A 16965-nucleotide genomic window follows, 5' to 3' on the forward strand; every position below is an offset into this window, starting at 1 on the left:
GGCTAGCTGGCCGCGCCCGCCTGCAGCACCGCGCGGGCTCGCGCGATCAGTGCGGCGGTGGAGGCATCGTGCTGGCCGGTGGCGGTGCCGGCGAGTTCGGCCTCGATTGGCCGCGCCAGGATCTTGCCCAGCTCCACGCCCCACTGGTCGAACGAGTTGATGCGCCACACCACGCCCTGCACGAAGGTGCGGTGCTCATACAGCGCAATCAGCGCGCCGAGCACATTGGGCGTCAGGTCCTCCATCAGCAGCGTGTTGCTGGGGCGGTTGCCGTCGAACACCATATGGGCGATGCGCACCTCGTCCTTCAGTCCGGCGGCGCGCAGCTCGTCGGCGCTGCGCCCGCGCATCAGCGCCTCGGCCTGCGCGAAGCAATTGGCCAGCAGCTTGGCGTGATGGCCCGGCAGGCGGCGCGGCGGCACCAGCGGCGCGACGAAGTCTACCGGCACCACCTGCGAGCCCTGGTGGATCTGCTGGAAGTAGGCATGCTGGCCGTTGGTGCCGGCCGTGCCCCACACCACCGGCGAGGTATGCGTGCGGATGCGCTGCCCGTCGAGCTGCACGGACTTGCCGTTGCTTTCCATCTCCAGCTGCTGCAGGAAGGCCGGGAACAGCTCCAGCGAAGTGGAGTAGGGCGCCATGCAGCTGGTGGGCAGGTTCCAGAAATTGCGGTACCAGATGCCCAGCATGCCGAGGATCACCGGCATGTTGCGCTCGAGCGGCGCGGTGCGGAAATGCTCGTCCATCGCGCGGCCGCCGGCGAGCAGGTCGGCGAAGGCCTCGAAGCCCACCGCGAGCGTGATCGACAGGCCGACCGACGACCACAGCGAAAAGCGCCCGCCGATCCAGTCCCAGAACTCGAACATATTGGCCGGGTCGATGCCGAACTCGCGCACCGCCTCGGTATTGGTCGAGACCGCGACGAAGTGCTTGGCCAGGTCCTGCTCGGCCACGCCGCCGGCGACAAACCAGGCGCGCGCGCTGCGCGCGTTGGCCATGGTCTCGAGCGTGGTAAAGGTCTTGGAACAGACGATCACCAGGGTGCGCTGCGGATCCAGCCGCACCAGGGTCTCGGCGAGGTCGGTGCCGTCGACATTGGAGACGAAGTGCATGCGCGGCGCGGTGTTGCCATCGGCATCGGCCAGGTGCGACAGCGCGCGGCACACCATGCGCGGCCCCAGGTCCGAGCCGCCGATGCCGATGTTGATGACATCGGTGATGCGCTCGCCGGTCGCGCCCTTCCAGGCGCCGCTGCGCACGCGCGCGGAGAAGTCGCGCATGCGCGCCAGCACCTGCTGGATCGCCGGCACCACGGCTTCGCCGTCGACCCTGTAGCCGGCGCCGGCGGTGGCGCGCAGGGCCACGTGCAAGGCCGCGCGGTCTTCGGTGGTGTTGATATGCTCGCCCGCGAACATCGCGTCGCGGCGCCGCGTGACGCCGGCCTCGGCCGCGAGCTGCATCAGCAGGCCCATGGTCTGCGCGGTGATGCGGTTCTTCGAGTAATCGAGGTAGAGGCCGGCGGCCTCGAGCGAGCATTGCGCGACGCGCTGTGCGCCTTCGCGATCGAACCATTCGCGCATCTGGGCGTCACGAAGGGTGTCATGGTGCCGCAGCAGGGCGTTCCAGGCGTGAAGGTCAGTGGGCATGCAGGACTAGCTGGGTTGCGGGGCGCGAGCCGCGTGGCAAATTGCCGGCTTGCAAGACGGAGCGGTAAGTATATCGCCAGCGATCGCGGCATCGAGGCTCGCGGCGGCGTCATATCGTTACCACTTGCAACATAACAGCCGTGGCGCCGCGCGGGTATCGGGCGTTGTCTGACGGCGGGTGCGGCGGGCGCCGCCGGTCGTTGCCGGAAACGTGCCCCTCACGCGTGCCTCACGCGTGCCTCACGCGTGCCTCACGCGTGCCTCACGCGTGCGCTGCGCCCAGCAACTGGTTGAATACGCCGCGTGCCGGCGCATACAGTTCGCTCGCGGTGACGCCTGCCGGGCCCGTGCCTTGTTCGACCAGCACATCGGCGGCACGGCCGTGGATCCACACCGCCGCCTGCGCCGCGGCCAGCGGCGCCATGCCTTGCGCCAGCAGCGCGCCGAGCATGCCGGCCAGCACGTCGCCGGTGCCGGCGCTGGCCAGCGCCGCATTGCCGGTGGGGTTCAGCGTCCACGGGCTGCCGTCGGCGGCGGCGATCACGCTGCCCGATCCCTTCAGCACCACCACCGCCTGCCATTGCGCGGCCAGCGCCGCGGCGGCGGCGGGGCGGTCGCGCTGGACCTCGGCCACCGTCACGCCCATCAGCCGCGCGGCCTCGAGCGGGTGCGGCGTCATCACGGTGGCCGCGCCGCGCGTGGCCAGCGCGCCGGCCAGCGCCGGATCGGACGCCAGCAGGTTCAGCGCATCGGCATCCAGCACCAGCGGCTGCGTGGTGGCCTGCAGCAGCCGCGCGAACTGCTGGCGGGCGTTGCCATCGGTGCCCATGCCCGGCCCGATCACCAGCGCCGACATCGAGGCGAGCGCCAGTGCGTCGACCGCATGCAGCATCAGTTCCGGATGCAGCGGATCGAGCAGCGGCGCCGGCTGCGCCAGGAAGCCGATATGCACCTTGCCGGCGCCGAGCCATTGCGCGGCCCGCGCGCCGAGCAGCGGCGCGCCGGTCATGCCGAGGTTGCCGCCGATGACGGCCAGCGCGCCATGCGTGCCCTTGTTGCTGGCGTGGCGTCGGCGCGGCAGCGCGGCACCGAACAGCGCGGGGCCGTTCACCAGGCCTTGCGGCGCTTCGTGGGGGGGATAGTCGAGGCCGATCGGCGCGATCTCGACCGCGCCGGCGCAGTCGCGCCCGTCCAGCGTCAGCAGGCCGGGCTTGGCGGCAATGAAGGTCAGCGTGCGCCGCGCGCGCACGGCCGGCGCGCCCGCGCCGGTGTCGGCGCACAGGCCGCTGGGAATGTCCAGCGCAAACACCGGCAGCGCGGCGCGGTTGAGTTGGTCGATCCACCATGCCATGCGGCCATCGGCGGGGCGGTTCAGGCCGATGCCGAGCAGGCCGTCGATGATCGCGGCGGTGCCGGCGGGCCAGTGCGCGTCGCGCGCGGCATCCACCTCGGCCATCACGCTCGCCGGCACGCCCGCGGCCTGCGCCTGCTGCCACGCGATGGCGGCATCGGCGGGCAGGCGCTGTGGCTCGGCGGCCAGCCAGACCTGCACCGTGCGCCCGGCGCGGTGCAGCTGCATGGCGGCGACCAGCGCATCGCCGCCGTTATTGCCGGGGCCGGCCAGGAACAGCAGCGGGCCGTCGGGCGCATGGCGGGCGAGCCAGCGCGCCGCCGCCGTGCCGGCGCGCGACATCAGCGTGAAGGCCGGCAGCTGTGCCAGCGCGGCGCGCTCGATGCCGCGGATCGCGGCCACGTTGTAGAGCGGCACCGGGGCCGGCGCGGCCGCATCGAGGGCAAGCCAGTCTGGCTGGTGGTCGTCGGGCGTGATGGCGGTGGCGGCAGGGCGGGTCATGTCGGGCTTAGTTGGCCGGCCCCAGCCCATAGCGATCCGGCAGCAGGCCTTCCATGTCGATGTCCGGACCGCCACGGCTGGCGCAAGTGCCAGCGCTGGCGGCGATCTGGTCAGCCGCAATCTTGCCTGATCCGCAGCTCATCGCCCAGCCCGTCGAACCATGGCCGAGGTTGAGGAACAGGCCGGGCACCGCGGTAGGGCCGATCAGCGGCGGGCCGTCGGGCAGCATTGGCCGCGCGCCGGCCCATTGCGTGGCTTCCTGGTAGTTGCCGGCCACCGGGAACCAGTCGCGCGCCACCTTGACCAGCGTGTGCAGCGCGGCGGGGCGCAGGTCGAGCCGGCGCGAGCCCAGTTCCGCCGTGCCGGCCACGCGCAGCCGGTTGCCCATGCGCGTCATCGCGACCTTGTACGACTCATCCATCAGCGCGCCCAGCGGGGCCTGCAGTTCGTCGCGGATCAGTACCGTCACCGAATAGCCCTTGACCGGATACAGCGGCACGCGCAGGCCCAGCGGGCGCAGCAGCGCGGCGCTGTCGGCGCCGGCCGCGACCAGCACGCGGTCGGCGCTCAGCACCGGGGCCGCACCCTGTGCGCCGGCGCGGCACAGTTCGAGCTCGAGCCTGCCGGCCCGGCCCGGGCGGATGCGCATCACCCTGGTGTCGAAGCGGAACGACACGCCCGCCGCCTGCGCATGCCGGTGCAGCGCGCGCACGAACATCGGGCAATTGCCGGACTCGTCTTCGGGCAGGTGCAGCCCGCCGGCCAGCGGCGTGCCGGCGGCCAGGCCCGGTTCGATCCGGCGGCATTCCTGCGCGCTGACCAGCCGGTGCGGCACGTTGTTCTCGCGCAGCAGGGCCACGGCGGGCGCGGCCAGGTCCAGGTCGCGTGCGGTGCGGAACAGCTGCAGGTAGCCTTGCGACTGTTCGTAGTCGATCTCCAGTTCGCTGCGCAGCCGGTGCAGGCAGGCGCGGCTGTAGAACGCCAGCCGCTGCATGCGCAGCTTGTTGGCGCGGTAGCGCTCGAGCCGGCATTCGCGCAGCCAGCGGGCGATCCAGCGCCACATCGCCGGGTCGGCGGCGGGGCGGAACAGCACCGGCGCCTCGCGCGCGAACAGCGTGCGCAGGATCTTGGCCGGCATGCCGGGCGCGGCCCAGGGCGTGACGTAGCCGGGCGCGATCACGCCGGCATTGCCGAAGCTGGCTTCCTGCGCCGGCGCGCCGCGGCGCTCGAGCACGGTCACGTCGAAACCGGCCTGGCGCAGGTACCACGCGGAACTGACGCCGATCGCGCCGGCGCCGATGACGATCACATGCATCGGTCCGGGTACCTCGGTACGGAGTGGTTGCGGTGCCCGCCCATGCTATTTGACTTCCTGCTGCATGACCATGTCCGGCAGCCAGGTGACCACGCCGGGCCAGATCGTGACGATGGCGATCGCCACCACCATCATCATGAAGAACGGCAGCGAGACCCGCGCGATATAGTTGCTGTCCTTGCCGGTCATGCTCTGCAGCACGAACAGGTTGAAGCCCACCGGCGGCGTGACTTCGGCAATCTCCACCAGCAGGACGATGAAGATGCCGAACCAGACCAGGTCGAAGCCCGCCGCCTGCACCATCGGCAGCACCGTGGCGGTGGTCAGCGCGATCATCGAGATGCCGTCCAGCGCCGTGCCCAGCACGATGTAGATCACCGTCAGCACCGCGATCAGCGCCCACGGCGACAGCTGCAGCGCCGCCACCCACTCGGCCAGCGCGCGCGGGATGCCGGTAAAGCTCATGGTCACCGACAGGAACGAGGTCGCGCCCAGCACGAACATGATCATCGCGGTCAGGCGCGTGGCCGACATCAGGCTGTCCCAGAACGCCGCGCGCGTGAGCGAGCCGCCCACCCACGCCAGCGCCAGCGACGCGACCACGCCATAGGCGGCGGCTTCGGTCGCGGTGGAGTAGCCGGTCACCATGATGGCGGTGATGAAGGCGATCAGCACGATGCAAGGCAGCAGCTGCCGGATCGACGCCAGCCGCGCGCGCCAGTCGAAGTGCTCCGAGGGCGGGGTCTTGTCCGGATTGGCCAGCGCCCAGGCCACGATGTAGCCCGAGAACAGCAGCATCAGCAGCAGCCCCGGGATAAAGCCCGCCAGGAACACGCGGATGATCGACACGTCCGCCGAGACCGCGTACACCACCATCGTGATCGACGGCGGGATCAGGATGCCGAGCGTGCCGGCGCACGACAGCGAGCCCAGCGTGATGCGCTCGTCGTAGCCGCGCCGCGTCAGTTCGGGCAGCGCCGACTTGGCGATGGTGGCGCAGGTGGCCGCCGACGAGCCCGACACCGAGCCGAAGATGCCGCAGCCCAGGATGTTGACGTGCATCAGCCGCCCGGGCAGCCAGCTCAGCCATGGCGACAGCCCGCTGAACATCTGCTCCGACAGCCGGGTGCGGAACAGGATCTCGCCCATCCACACGAACAGCGGCAGCGACGCCAGGGTGTACGAGGCGCTCGATGACCACCACGCATTGGCCAGGCTGACCAGGGCCTCGCGGTCGGAGAACACCACCAGCCCGACCCACGACGTGACCGCGATGGCCACGGGAATCCACGCGCCCAGCGCGAGGAAGACGATCAGCACCAGCAGCAGGATCAGGGCAACCACGACCGTGCTCATCAGACCGTCTCCCCGAAATCGCCGGCGGCAAGCTTGGCTTCCTGGGCCAGCTGGTAGCGCGGCTTCTGCCGCCGCACCACGCGCAGCCATTCATCCGCGACCGCCAGCAGGAAACCGGCACAGCCCAGCACGGCGAAGCTTTGCGGCATCCACAGCGGGATCACGATCTGGCCCTGCGAGACATCGCCGATGTCCCAGCTTTGCCAGGCAAAGGTGCCCAGCGCCCAGACCGCGTAGGCGGCGAACCCCAGGCAGATGGTCAGCGAGACCAGCTCCAGCAGCCAGCGCCGGCGCGGCCCGACCGCGCCCAGCAGCATCTCCACGCGCACGATGCCGCCATGCTGGAAGGTCTGGCCCAGCACCAGGAAGGCGGAGGCGGCGCACAGCCAGGCCACGATGTCGTCGCCGCCCTTGAAGATCACCGAGGTCTCGCGCGACAGCGACATCAGGATCATGATCACGCAGACGGCGAGGATGCACAGCGCGCCGAGCGCGGCGAACAGGTCCAGCACGCGGTCGAGCCAGCGCTTGGAGGAGGGGGCAGTGGGCATGGTTGGCGGCGCAAGGGAAGGATGGGTTCCCCGCAAGGCAGCCGGCGCGGCCGCGATGCAGGGCGCTGGAGGTCGGTGGACGCGGATCGGGTGCGGCCCGCGCGCTTACTTGCGGTAGGCGTCGAGGATGGCCTTGCCGTCGGCGCCCGCGCTCTTGGCCCAGTCGTCGACCATGGTCTGGCCGAGCTTCTGCATGTCGGCCTTGAGCTGCGGCGACGGCTGCTGCACCGTCATGCCGTTCTTGGCCAGCGTGGCCAGGTACTCCCTGGTCTTCTGCTCCGACACCTGCCAGCCGCGCTTCTCGGCGTCGGCGACGGCCTTGAGCAGCGCGTCCTGGGTGGGCTTGTCGAGCGCGGCGAAGGCCTTCTTGCTGACCACCAGCATGTTCTTGGGCAGCCAGGCATCGACGGCATAGAAGTACTTCACGCTCTCCCACACCTTGGTGTCGACGCCGGTGGCGCCCGACGACATGAAGGAGTTGACGGTGCCGGTGGCCAGCGCCTGCGCCAGGTCGGCGGCCTGGATGGTCACGGGCTGGGCGCCCACCAGCTCGGCGATGCGCGAGGTGGCGGGATTGTAGGCGCGCCACTTCAGGCCCTTCATGTCGGCGGCCGAGTTGATCGGCTTGTTGGCGTAGATGCCCTGCGGCGGCCAGGCCACCGCGTACAGCAGCTTGAGCCCCTGCTTGTCGAGCACCTTTTCCGTGACCGGCCGCGACGCCTGCCACAGCCTGTAGGCATCGGCATAGCTGGTGGCCAGGAACGGCACCGCGTCGACGCCGAACACCGGGTTCTCGTTGGCCAGCAGCGACATCAGGATCTCGCCCATCTGCACCTGGCCGGTCTGCACGCCGCGCTTGATCTCGTTGGCCTTGAGCAGCGAGCCGTTGGGATGCAGCACGATCTTGAGCTTGCCGCCGGTGGCCTTGTCGACATCGCTGGCCATCTGCTGCAGGTTCTCGGTGTGCAGGTTGGCGACCGGGTAGCCGGTGGGCAGGTCCCACTTGGTGTCCGCCTGTGCCGCCACGGCGGCCAGCATCAGCGTGGCCGCGATCATTGCCTTGACTCGCATCTCGATCTCTCCTGGTGTGCGCGCGAGGGCGCGGTTGTACAGCGGGTTGCGTACTACCTGGTGCCACGCGCAGGCCTGGTTTTGGGCCGGCGCGTGGCGCAAGATCAACGGCGCGGCGGCGGGCTCAGTCGTCGCGCGCCGAGGGCTGTATGACGGGCTGCACGATGCGTTCCAATGCAAGCGCCGTGCCGAGCAGGGCCGCGTCGCGCATCGGCCCGTGCGACAGCATCAGCCCCACCGGCAGCTCGTCCGGCGCGTGGCAGGGCATGGACACCGAGCAGCCGTCGAAGAAATTGAAGGCGGAGGTATTGCGCAACAGCAGGGCATTGACGCGGAAGAACTGCGCGTCATCGGTGCGCAGCGGTGCAATCTCGGGCGCCACCATCGGCACGGTGGGGCAGACCACGGCGTCGAAGCCGGCCAGGCGCGCTTCCATGCGCGCAATCCACTCCAGCCGCGCGCGGCCCAGGTCGATATAGTCGGCGGCGCTGATGCCGGCGCCGCGGTCGATGCGCGACGCCACGCGCGCGTCGTAGCGGTCGCGGCGGGCCGCCAGCAGGTGGCGGTGGATGGCATAGGCCTCGGCCGCGCTGAAGCCGCCATGCGCGTTCAACGCGGCCAGTTCGGCGAGTTCGGGCAGGTCGACATGCTCGAGCCGCACGCCGGCGGCCGAGAGCCGGCCCAGGGCGCGGTCGAAGGCGCGCGCCACCACCGGGTCGAGATCGTCCAGCAGCAACTGGCGCGGGATCGCCAGCCGCGTGGCGGCGGGATCGGTCACGCGCGGCAGCACCGCGCTGTCGGCGATCACGCTGTCGACCGCGATGCAATCGCCGACCGTGCGCGCCATGGCGCAGGCGGTGTCGAGCGTGTACGACAGCGGGAAGGCGCCGGCCAGCGGCACGCGCCGCGCGGTGGGCTTGAAGCCGGTGATGCCGCACAGCGCGGCCGGGATGCGGATCGAGCCGCCGGTGTCGCTGCCGAGCGCGGCCACCGCCAGTCCCAGCGCCACCGATACCGCGGCGCCTGACGACGATCCGCCCGGGATGCGCGCGGCGCCATCGCCGCCGGCCGGATTGGCGGGCGTGCCGTAATGGGGATTGATGCCCACGCCCGAGAACGCGAACTCGGTCATGTTGGTGCGACCCACCAGCGCCGCGCCGGCCGCGCGTAGCCGTGCCACCACGGCGGCGTCGGCGGCGGCCGGCGCGGCATCGGCGCGCACCAGCGAGGCGGCACGGGTGACCTCGCCCGCCACGTCGTAAAGGTCCTTGACCGAGACCGGCAGGCCCGCCAGCGGATGCAGCGCCTTGCCGGCACGGCTGGCGGCATCGGCGGCGCGCGCCACCTGGGCGGCGGTGTCGAAGGTGCTGTGCAGGAACACGGCCGCGGCCGCCGGCCCGGCCGCGCGGGCCGCGGCCTGCTCGATGACCTGCGCGCGGCTGGTGGCGCCGTCGCGCAGGCGGGCGTTGAGGGTATCGAGGTCGGGAAGCATCAAGGGCATGGGTCTGCAAATGAGGTGCGGAGGCGCGCGCCCGGGGGGCGGCCTGGGAACCTCAAGGGTAGCAAGAAGCCCTGCAAGGCGACAGGTAGGGATGGCCTCTATGTGATGGCGCGCAGGCCGCTGGTAGCACCGCCGGCTAGGCCTGGCGCGGCAGGCGTACCTCGAACACGGTGCCGGCCGCATCGGAGCGGACCTCGATCGAGCCAAGGTGGGCCTTGGCGATTTCGCTCGCGATATACAGCCCGAGCCCCAGCCCGGGGGGGTTCTTGTCGTGCGGATCGTCGCCCCGCCGGAGCGGGTCGAAGATCTGGCTCAAGGTCTGCGGACCGATCGGCGGCCCGCTGTTCCAGACCGCGACACGGACCTCCGCATCATCGCCGGTAACGACCACGCGGACCGGCGCATCCGCCTCGCCGTACATGACCGCATTGGTGACCAGGTTGGAAAGCAGCTGCTGCAGCCGCAAGCCGTCCCAGACGCCTTGCACGTTGCCACGGACCACGAACTCGATGCGGTGGTCCGGGTGGGCGGCGCGCAGCTGGTCCACGGCGTCGCCGAACACCTGTGCCAGATTGACGTCGCCGGGAGCGATGTTGATGCCCAGGCCGAGCTTGGTCCGGTTGAAATCGCACAGGTCGTCCAGCAGCGCGTTCATGCGGGCACCGCTGCGGATCAGGCGGGCCGCGGCCTCGGAGACTTTTTCGCCGGCATTGAGCGCCGCGAGGTAGCTCGCGGTGGCCTGGATGGTCTGCAGCGGGCTGCGCATGTCGTGGCCCAGCATGCCGAGCAGGAGGTTGCGCGACTGCTCGACTTGCGCATCGAAATAGCCGACCGATTCGGCGACGGCCTGGTCGATGGCTTCGTTGAAGCGGATCATGTCACCGCGATCCGGCAGGTCCGGATGGCAAGCGTCGATCCACAGGCGCAGCACGCTCGCGCGCAGGGCGCGGTACTCGCCGACTATCTGGTTGATGTTGAAGCCATGGCGCGCCCGCAGCAGCGCGTGGGTCTGGGCCGCGGTCTCCGGGGCGTCGGGCAGGCGCGGGGCCCGCCCCAGCGATTTTTCCCGCTGGGCGTGGGGCGTCTGCGGAGTCGACAGGTCCCTGGCCACGGCCTGGAGGATCTGCAGCGCGTGATCGCGCAGCGCGGGTGAATCCATGTGCCTGGCGGCCGGCATCAGGGTGGCGGCAAACGCCTCCCATTCCGTCAGGATCCGGCTCATGTCGCGCAAGATGAAATCGGCAAGTCGCATGTGTGCTCCGGCAGGATTGGGGAACCCGTCTATGCACCTGGGTGGGAGCCATCTTACGCTGATTGCCGGCGATTCCGACGACCGCAGGTCCATGGGGGCGCGCCACCGGTCACGGCAAGAGCCTCGGCAGTGATCCGTGCCGGGGCCTGCGGCCGCCGGCGATCTCAGCCTTGTGATGCTTCGGCGCTGCTAGCCGCAGCGCGCAGGCGTACGCCGCCATCATGGCGATGGACATGCAGTTCGCCGTTCACGCGTTCGGCCTGCGCCCATCCCGCCGAGATTGCCGCCTCGAGTGTCGCGAACCGTTGTGTCCGTATCAGGCTTTCGGACTCCAGTGCCCAGCCATAGTCGATCGGCATAACGCGAATGATTCGCGCTTGCATGTTGCCTCCCGAGTCAGGGGCCGAAAAAAAAGCGCCCGCTACGTCTAGCGGGCGGTCGAAGCCGAATGGGTGAACGCATTCGACAGGCCGATATTGCCGCGCCGTGTTGGCCTTAGCATATCCCCACTCAAGTGGTAGCGTCGCAAACATGCATCACGACCTGATGCTTCGTGGCGAGGCCACGGCTTCGGCCATCCGGGCGCGGAACCGTCCCTGCTTCAGGCAGGCTCGGCGCGATAGGCCGACCAGTAATAGTGGCTGTGGCGGTTGTGGCGCGCAAGCTTCTTCACGATAAACAGCCGGACCGTGCCGAGATGGCCGGCTTCGACCAGCACCTCGTGGTGATTGGGCGCGTCTGCCGTGGCGCGCGGCAGGGTCTGCAGCGCGGCGGCGACATGGTGCCCCTGCACTTGCGCCAGGATGCCGTTCGCCCCGGGCACCGGATACTCGGGCGCTGCGGCCGGCAGGTGGCAGCTTGCCGCCCGTTTGCGGTTGCCCATGGTTACCTCCCCCCGGGCACGATGCGCACGCCGTCCCGGCAGACCTCGATCCGGGGCTGGTGGCCATAGGCGCGCAGCAGCCGGACCTCCGTCCTGGCGGAAGCGGGAATGTCCTGGCGGCAAGCCAGCGCGCTGCGGCTGATATGGTAGGCGCCGCAGGCTGGGCACCGGTAGAGGTAGCCGCGGGGCGCGGCGCGCGTGCGCTCGGCAGCAGCGCCGCAGAGGGGGCAGTTTGCAGGTTCGGGCGACATGGGGGGGGCTCCGTGAGTACTGTATGGATATACAGTATAGCGCCTCCGGACGCTCTGAGAAGAGTCCGAAACGCCGCGGGGCCGGTCAGGGCACCCGGCCAGGCGGGGTGCCCGAAATGTCGTTTTATTCCTGGTAATTCACCGATAAACTGTCAGGCCCAAGGCGGTGGCCCCTGGTCGATCCGGCGTAATCCGGCCGTGCAACCCGCCCCCAATTGAAAGGATCCAGCCCCATGTCACGCAAGCCTGCCGCAAGCGCGCCCGCCGCCGTGGCCAACGATGCCTCTGCCGGCAGGCCAGCCGCGCTGTCGCGCGCCGCCGGCGCCAATATCGTGTCGTCCTCGCACCTGGTGTCGGTGCGCAGCCCCGAACTGTCGGAATTCGAGTTCGGCCTGAACACCGCCTACAACGCTTACAGCCGCTGGGTGGTGCGCTGCATGGGCGCGGCCGGCGTGCGCGACCTGACCTTCCTCGACGTGCTGGTGCTGCACCATGTCAACCACCGTGGCCGCTCCAAGCGGCTGGCCGATATCTGCTTCGTGCTCAACGTGGAAGACACCCACCTGGTCACCTACGCGCTGAAAAAGCTGCAGGGGCTGGGGCTGGTGAGCGGGGAGCGGGTGGGCAAGGAGGCGACCTATTCGACCACCGAGGCCGGCGCCGAGGCGTGTGCGCGCTACCGCGAGATCCGCGAGCAATGCCTGACCAGCAATTTCACCGAGGGCAGTGAAGAGAATGCCGAAATCGGCGAGCTGGCCCGGCTGATGCGCGTGCTGACCGGCCTGTACGAGCAGGCCGCGCGCTCGGCGACATCACTCTGATGCTCTCGTCGCCATCAAGTGATGCATAGGCATTATCACGAATTGGCCTGACACAGCGCGGCCGCGATGTCGCAGTGCAAAAAGCGGGGGCCGGCAAGGTACAATAGCGGTTTCCCGCCAGCCGGCACCCCATGCAGCGGTGCCGAGCAAGCAGCAGCCCCTACCAGGCTTTACCTCCACGCCTTCCGACCGCTACGATCATGGCGCATTTCTCGTGCTTCCCCGGCGCTTTGGCGCTTTCCGCCTTCCGTCAGCAACGCCTGCTCACCGCTCTCCGGCAAATCGACGCCGATATCGAGTCGGTGCACGGCCAGTTCCTGCATTTCGTCGACGCGCAGACGCCGCTGTCGGCCGACGACCAGTCGCGCGTGGCGGCGCTGCTGACCTATGGCGCACCGTTCGCCGAGCAGCCCGAGGGCGACCGCTTCGTCGTGATCCCGCGCTTCGGCACGATCTCGCCGTGGGCCAGCAAGGCGACCGACATTGCCCACAACTGCGGCCTCGCGCATATCCACCGCATCGAGCGCGGCATCGAGATCACCGTGATCTGCAAGAAGGGCCTGCTGCGCGGCCGCAAGTCGCTGGACGCGGATACACGCGCCGCCGTCGCCGCGCACCTGTTCGACCGCATGACCGAGACCGTGGTCGCCACGCGTGACGATGCCGCCGGCCTGTTCCAGGAACTGCCGGCCAAGCCGCTGCGCTTTATCGACATCGCCGCCGGCCGCAGCGCACTGGCAGCGGCCAACGTCGAGATGGGCCTGGCGCTGTCCGAGGACGAGATCGACTACCTGGTCGATGCCTACGCGAAGCTGGAGCGCAACCCGACTGACGTCGAGCTGATGATGTTCGCGCAGGCCAACAGCGAACACTGCCGCCACAAGATCTTCAACGCCACCTGGACCATCGACGGCGTGCAGCAGGACAAGTCGCTGTTCGCGATGATCCGCAATACGCACCAGCTCAATCCGCAAGGCTCGATCGTGGCCTACTCGGACAACTCGGCGGTGATGGAAGGCGATGTGGCCGAGCGCTGGTTCCCGCGCGGCAACGACCACAAGTACGGCCGCCACGAGGCGCTGACGCACACGCTGATGAAGGTGGAGACGCACAACCACCCGACCGCAATCTCGCCGTTCCCGGGCGCTTCGACCGGCGCCGGCGGTGAAATCCGCGACGAAGGCGCGACCGGCCGCGGCGCCAAGCCCAAGGCCGGCCTGACCGGCTTCACGGTGTCCAACCTGATGCTGCCGGACGCCGTCGAATCGTGGGAGAACGACCGCGACGCCGCGCAGCCGGTGGCGCACCGCAACCCCGACGACAAGCCCGGCGTGACCGGCAAGCCAGACCGCATCGCTTCGCCGCTGCAGATCATGATCGACGGGCCGCTGGGCGGCGCCGCGTTCAACAATGAATTCGGCCGCGCCAATCTGGGCGGCTACTTCCGCGTCTACGAGCAGAACGTCGGCGGTACCGTGCGCGGCTACCACAAGCCGATCATGATCGCGGGGGGCATCGGCAATATCGACGCCTCGCACACGCACAAGAACCCGCTGCCGGCCGGCACGCTGCTGATCCAGCTGGGCGGCCCGGGCATGCGCATCGGCATGGGCGGCGGCGCCGCCAGCTCGATGGCGACCGGCACCAATACCGCCGACCTGGACTTCGATTCGGTCCAGCGTGGCAACCCCGAGATGGAGCGCCGCGCGCAGGAAGTGATCAACGCCTGCTGGCAACTGGGCGACGCCAATCCGATCCTGTCGATCCACGACGTCGGCGCGGGCGGCATCTCCAACGCCTTCCCTGAACTGGTCGACGGCGCCGACCGCGGCGCGCGCTTCGACCTGCGCCAGGTGCACCTGGAAGAGTCCGGCCTGTCGCCGGCGGAGATCTGGTGCAACGAGTCGCAGGAGCGCTATGTGCTGGCGATCGCGCCGGACAGCTTCCCGCAGTTCCAGGCCATGTGCGAGCGCGAGCGTTCGCCGTTCGCCGTGGTCGGCATTGCCACCGAGGAAAAGCAGTTGCAACTGGTCGACGCCAGCGTCGACGCCGCGCTCAAGGAACACTACGCCGTCAACATGCCGATGGACGTGCTGCTGGGCAAGCCCCCGCGCATGCACCGCGACGTCAGGCGCGTCGAGCAGCCGCTGCCGGCCGTGGACGTGACCGGCATCAGCCTGGAGCAGGCCGTGCGCGATGTGCTGCGCCATCCGACCGTGGCCAGCAAGTCGTTCCTGATCAGCATCGGCGACCGCACCGTGGGCGGCATGAACGCGCGCGACCAGATGGTCGGGCCGTGGCAGGTGCCGGTGGCCGACGTGGCCGTGACCACGCTGGACTACCAGGGCACCGCCGGCGAGGCGATGACCATGGGCGAGCGCACCCCGCTGGCCGTGATCGACGCGCCGGCCTCGGGCCGCATGGCGATCGGCGAGGCGCTGACCAACCTGGCCGCGGCGCCGGTCAAGGACCTGGGCAAGGTCAAGCTGTCGGCCAACTGGATGGCGGCCTGCGGTGTGGAAGGTGAAGACGCCAAGCTCTATGACACGGTGCACGCCGTTGGCATGGAGCTGTGCCCGGCGCTGGGCATCAGCATCCCGGTCGGCAAGGATTCGCTGTCGATGCGCACCAAGTGGCAGGACGATGGCGTCGACAAGGAAGTGGTCGCGCCGGTATCGCTGATCATCTCGGCCTTTGCCGCGGTCGACGACGTCAACCGCACGCTGACGCCGCAACTGCGCACCGACGCCGGCGACACCGTGCTGATCGCCATCGACCTGGGCCGTGGCAAGAACCGCATGGCCGGCAGCATCCTGGCGCAGGTGACGCAGCAGGTGGGCGACAGCGCCCCCGACGTCGACAACGCCGAAGACCTGAAGAACTTCTTCAACGTGATCCAGCGCCTGAACCGCGAACGCAAGCTGCTGGCCTACCATGACCGTTCCGACGGCGGCTTCCTGGCGGCGCTGGCGGAGATGGCCTTTGCCGGCCATTGCGGCATCTCGCTCAACGTCGACATGCTGGCGCTGGACCCGCAGCAGGAACAGGACTATGGCGACGCCAAGAACTGGGCCCAGCAGATCGCCGAGCGCCGCAATGACCAGACCCTGCGCGCGCTGTTCTCGGAAGAACTGGGCGCGGTGGTGCAGGTGCGCATGGAAGACCGCGACGCCGTGTTCGCGGTGCTGCGCGAGGCCGGCCTGTCGGCATGCAGCCATGTGGTGGGCAAGCCCAACACGACCGACCAGGTGGAAATCTATCGCGACGCCAAGAAGGTGTTCGGCGCCTCGCGCACCGACCTGCAGCGCAACTGGAGCGAGGTCAGCTGGCGCATCGCGCGCCTGCGCGACAACCCGGCCTGCGCCGACAGCGAGTATGACCGCCTGCTGGACGCCGCCGACCCCGGCATCAGCCCGGTGCTGACCTTCGATCCGGCCGACGACATCGCCGCGCCGTTTGTCACCACGGGCGCGCGTCCGCGCGTGGCGATCCTGCGCGAGCAGGGCGTCAACTCGCAGATCGAGATGGCGTACAGCATGGACCGCGCCGGCTTCGACACGCACGACGTGCACATGAGCGACCTGATCGCCGGGCGCGCCAACCTGGCCGACTTCAAGGGCTTCGTCGCCTGCGGCGGCTTCAGCTACGGCGACGTGCTGGGCGCGGGCGAGGGCTGGGCCAAGACCATCCTGTTCAACGCGCAGATGGCCGAGCAGTTCGCGGCCTTCTTCAACCGCCAGGACACGTTTGCGCTGGGCGTCTGCAACGGCTGCCAGATGATGAGCAACCTGGCCCCGATCATCCCGGGCGCCGGCGCCTGGCCCAAGTTCACGCGCAACCAGTCGGAGCAGTACGAGGCGCGCTATGTCACGGTCGAGGTGCAGTCGTCGCCGTCGATCTTCTTCGCCGGCATGGAAGGCAGCCGCATCCCCATTGTGGTCGCGCACGGCGAAGGGTTTGCCGACTTCTCGCAGCAGGGCAATATCGACCAGGCCCATGTGGCGCTGCGCTTTGTCGACAACTACGGCGCGGTCACGCAGACCTATCCGCTCAACCCGAACGGCTCGCCGGACGGCATCACCTCGGTGACCACCGTCGACGGCCGCTTCACCGTGCTGATGCCGCACCCGGAGCGCGTGTTCCGCGCCGCGACCATGAGCTGGGCACCGGACGCGTGGAAGCAGGTCGCCGACGGCGGCAGCCCGTGGATGCGGATGTTCCGCAATGCGAGGAAGTGGGTGGGGTAAGGCGCTGCGCCAAGGCGACGAACTGCTGAGGGCTTGCCCGCTCTTGCATACGGAGAGGGCAGTCCTCACCCCAACCGTCTCCCGCAAGCGGGGGAGCCAGTACACAAACGGGAGCTGCAAGGCATCGAAGCAATGATGCCGCTGCGTGTTTGCTTCCCTCTCCCCGCTTGCGGGAGAGGGGCGGGGGTGAGGGCCGGAGCATCAACGAAGTCAGGCGCT

Annotated in this window: 12 protein-coding genes; 2 read left to right on the forward strand and 10 right to left on the reverse strand. The window is 69.5% G+C overall.

Going from position 1 to position 16965, the window contains the following annotated elements; all coding sequences use genetic code 11:
- Nucleotides 1–2: 2 nt before the first annotated feature.
- The 10 genes from pgi to CBM2586_RS07385 all read right to left on the reverse strand — a co-directional run bounded on the left by pgi (nucleotide 3) and on the right by CBM2586_RS07385 (nucleotide 11427).
- Entirely contained in the window at nucleotides 3–1646 is a 1644-nt protein-coding gene (pgi, locus tag CBM2586_RS07340; protein ID WP_115662217.1) for a glucose-6-phosphate isomerase, read from the reverse strand.
- Nucleotides 1647–1908: 262 nt separating this feature from the next.
- Nucleotides 1909–3498 (reverse strand): NAD(P)H-hydrate dehydratase, encoded by a 1590-nt coding sequence (locus tag CBM2586_RS07345; RefSeq protein ID WP_115687128.1) that lies wholly within the window; start codon nucleotides 3496–3498, stop codon nucleotides 1909–1911.
- A gap of 7 nt (nucleotides 3499–3505) precedes the next feature.
- The gene (locus CBM2586_RS07350) at nucleotides 3506–4813 is read right to left on the reverse strand and encodes a D-amino acid dehydrogenase (protein ID WP_115662215.1); all 1308 of its coding nucleotides are present in this window, start codon (nucleotides 4811–4813) and stop codon (nucleotides 3506–3508) included.
- A 45-nt stretch (nucleotides 4814–4858) separates the two neighbouring features.
- A complete protein-coding gene (locus CBM2586_RS07355) occupies nucleotides 4859–6169 on the reverse strand; it encodes a TRAP transporter large permease (RefSeq protein ID WP_115662214.1) in 1311 nt (436 codons plus the stop codon).
- Complete coding sequence (locus CBM2586_RS07360; RefSeq protein WP_115662213.1) at nucleotides 6169–6720, reverse strand: TRAP transporter small permease subunit; 552 nt, start codon at nucleotides 6718–6720, stop codon at nucleotides 6169–6171. The genes CBM2586_RS07355 and CBM2586_RS07360 overlap by 1 nt, the downstream gene beginning before the upstream one ends.
- Before the next feature lie 105 nt (nucleotides 6721–6825).
- Nucleotides 6826–7791 carry a TRAP transporter substrate-binding protein gene (locus tag CBM2586_RS07365; protein WP_115687129.1) on the reverse strand — a complete coding sequence of 322 codons (966 nt, stop codon included), beginning with the start codon at nucleotides 7789–7791 and terminating at the stop codon, nucleotides 6826–6828.
- Nucleotides 7792–7915: 124 nt separating this feature from the next.
- The gene (locus CBM2586_RS07370) at nucleotides 7916–9292 is read right to left on the reverse strand and encodes an amidase (RefSeq protein WP_115662211.1); all 1377 of its coding nucleotides are present in this window, start codon (nucleotides 9290–9292) and stop codon (nucleotides 7916–7918) included.
- 136 nt (nucleotides 9293–9428) lie between these two features.
- A complete protein-coding gene (locus CBM2586_RS07375) occupies nucleotides 9429–10544 on the reverse strand; it encodes a sensor histidine kinase (protein WP_115687130.1) in 1116 nt (371 codons plus the stop codon).
- Nucleotides 10545–10708: 164 nt separating this feature from the next.
- Nucleotides 10709–10927 carry a DUF2188 domain-containing protein gene (locus CBM2586_RS07380; RefSeq protein ID WP_115687131.1) on the reverse strand — a complete coding sequence of 73 codons (219 nt, stop codon included), beginning with the start codon at nucleotides 10925–10927 and terminating at the stop codon, nucleotides 10709–10711.
- Nucleotides 10928–11145: 218 nt separating this feature from the next.
- Nucleotides 11146–11427 (reverse strand): hypothetical protein, encoded by a 282-nt coding sequence (locus CBM2586_RS07385; protein WP_115662208.1) that lies wholly within the window; start codon nucleotides 11425–11427, stop codon nucleotides 11146–11148.
- A gap of 484 nt (nucleotides 11428–11911) precedes the next feature.
- Between CBM2586_RS07385 and CBM2586_RS07395 the strand changes: the two genes are divergently transcribed.
- Entirely contained in the window at nucleotides 11912–12499 is a 588-nt protein-coding gene (locus CBM2586_RS07395) for a winged helix DNA-binding protein (protein ID WP_115687132.1), read from the forward strand.
- Nucleotides 12500–12699: 200 nt separating this feature from the next.
- Complete coding sequence (gene purL, locus CBM2586_RS07400; protein ID WP_115687133.1) at nucleotides 12700–16746, forward strand: phosphoribosylformylglycinamidine synthase; 4047 nt, start codon at nucleotides 12700–12702, stop codon at nucleotides 16744–16746.
- Nucleotides 16747–16965: the final 219 nt, after the last annotated feature.

Origin of the sequence: Cupriavidus taiwanensis (assembly GCF_900250115.1) — a bacterium.
GTDB classification, from domain to species: domain Bacteria; phylum Pseudomonadota; class Gammaproteobacteria; order Burkholderiales; family Burkholderiaceae; genus Cupriavidus; species Cupriavidus taiwanensis_B.